We start from the raw sequence: 1,872 nt of genomic DNA on the forward strand, positions 1-1,872 counted from the left end.
TTGACGTGCTCCTCCGCATGAATGTGGAGGATTCCTGTGCTGCTTACGCAGCAGCTCGCAGCGCGGGCGCGGGCGAGACTGTGGGACAGGATGCTTGACGCTTCACAGGCCCCGGTATCCCGGAGTCTCCACGTCCTGTGACCGCCCATCCGGCGGCAGAGTTGTACCGATGAAGCTGGTTTCGGGCGGCGTTGGTATCAGCGTTGCCGATCCATCCGCACGCCAGGTTCTTGCACGCGAACCGCGACTGCGTTTCGCGAGATCCTGGAGTGGTGGTGTGGCAGCGGTGGCACTCTTGGCTGGTGCCGTGCGGGCGGACCTCGGCGACCAGACCGCCACGGTCGGCGCTCTTGTAGGTCAGGAACTCCACCGTTCGGCCCCACGCCTGGCTCGCGATCGAGCGATTCAGGCCCCGCTTTTGGGCGACGTTGACCCCCGGCTCCTCCACGGTCCCAGACGCCGAGGCCATCATGTTGGTGATTTTCAGGTCTTCAACCACGATCGCGCTGAATCGCCGCGCGAGGTCGGTCGTGCTCTGATGCTGCCAGTCGACGGCTCGGCGCTTGGCTGTCGCGCGGAGCCGGGCGATCTGGTCGTAGGTGCGGCGTTCCCGGTTGGAGACCGGGTTGCCTTTCTCGCGGGTGGCACGCTGACGGGCGCTTTTGCGCTCCAGACGCAAGAGCCGCTCACTCTCCCCGCTGGTGAGCCACGGGCCGTGCCGAAGGTGGTGCCCGTTGGAGAGGGCGAGAGGGACCGTGATGCCTCGATCCACACCAACCTTCGGCCCGGTGTGCAGGACGGGTGCGGATACGAGCAGCTCGGTACGGAAGACGATGTTCCACCCGTGGGCTTCTTTCAGCAGGCGAGCCCCGGTGACCCTCCCAGATGGTCCGCCCTTGGTGATGCCGGACAGGTCTTTTGTCCACCGGAACGTCACCCGCCCGACCTTGGGCAGGTTCACCGCACCCCACCTGCGGTTGATCCGGGTGATCTGCAAGTCGCGGGCCTGGGGGACGTCCACGGCCATCCGGGACCGGAACCGGCCCTTGAACGTCGGGCGCTTTGCCGGGTGGTCGGGGTTGAAGAAGTTCGCCCACGCCTGCCGGTAGGTCTTCAGTACGGCTTGCGCGGCCTGGGCGGGGAGCTGTCCCATCCACTCGATCTCGTGGCGGGCTTCCCGAATCGCCGCGTCGCAGGCCTTCAGTGACGCGAACCGGCCCTGGCGGAAGGTCGTGAACTCATGGAGCAGGTTCCACAAGGCGCGCGCGGTGTGGGCTTGACCGTCCAAAACGGCTTCCTGGGCCGGGTTGAGGTCGAGTCGCGCCGCATGCGCACGAGTCCGCTTCACCTTCTCCACGCACTGATCATATCGTTTGGTTTATGTCACCACGATGGAATCCGAACCCCGATGTCAGAACGGGGCGACATGTCGTCTACAACCTCCACGCCCATTTGGTGTTCGTGACAAAGTACCGGCGTGGGGTGTTCACCGACGAGATGCTTATCCGCTGCGAGGAACTCATGCGCGAGGTATGCGCCGACTTCGAGGTCGAACTGCGCGAGTTCAACGGCGAGCACGACCACGTCCACCTGCTGGTCCACTACCCGCCCAAGGTCGCCCTGTCCAAACTCGTCAACTCGCTCAAGGGGGTTTCGGCTCGGATGCTTCGTAAGGAATACAGCGCACACGTAGGCAAATACCTCTGGGGCGGACATTTCTGGTCTGGTTCCTACTTCGCTGGGTCGGTCGGCGGGGCGCCGCTCACCGTGCTCAAGCAGTACATCGAGCAGCAGAAACGACCTGTGTGAGTGAAACTGCTGCCGACAAACCTGAAAGGTCAGGGCACGCTCGCGCCCTAGCGGGCACTCCCA

The 1,872-nt window shown here is 64.5% G+C and carries 2 protein-coding genes; one reads left to right on the forward strand and one right to left on the reverse strand.

What is annotated here, in order from left to right; genetic code table 11:
- Positions 1–43 precede the first annotated feature (43 nt).
- Complete coding sequence (locus KIK09_RS57170) at positions 44–1,357, reverse strand: RNA-guided endonuclease InsQ/TnpB family protein (RefSeq protein ID WP_308164890.1); 1,314 nt, start codon at positions 1,355–1,357, stop codon at positions 44–46.
- A 23-nt stretch (positions 1,358–1,380) separates the two neighbouring features.
- Here KIK09_RS57170 and tnpA point away from each other — a divergent pair, with 23 nt between their 5' ends.
- Entirely contained in the window at positions 1,381–1,809 is a 429-nt protein-coding gene (gene tnpA / locus KIK09_RS57175; RefSeq protein WP_214327972.1) for an IS200/IS605 family transposase, read from the forward strand.
- Positions 1,810–1,872 lie beyond the last annotated feature (63 nt).

The sequence above is a fragment of the Nonomuraea sediminis genome, from assembly GCF_018531495.1.
Classification (GTDB): Bacteria; Actinomycetota; Actinomycetes; order Streptosporangiales; family Streptosporangiaceae; genus Nonomuraea; species Nonomuraea sediminis.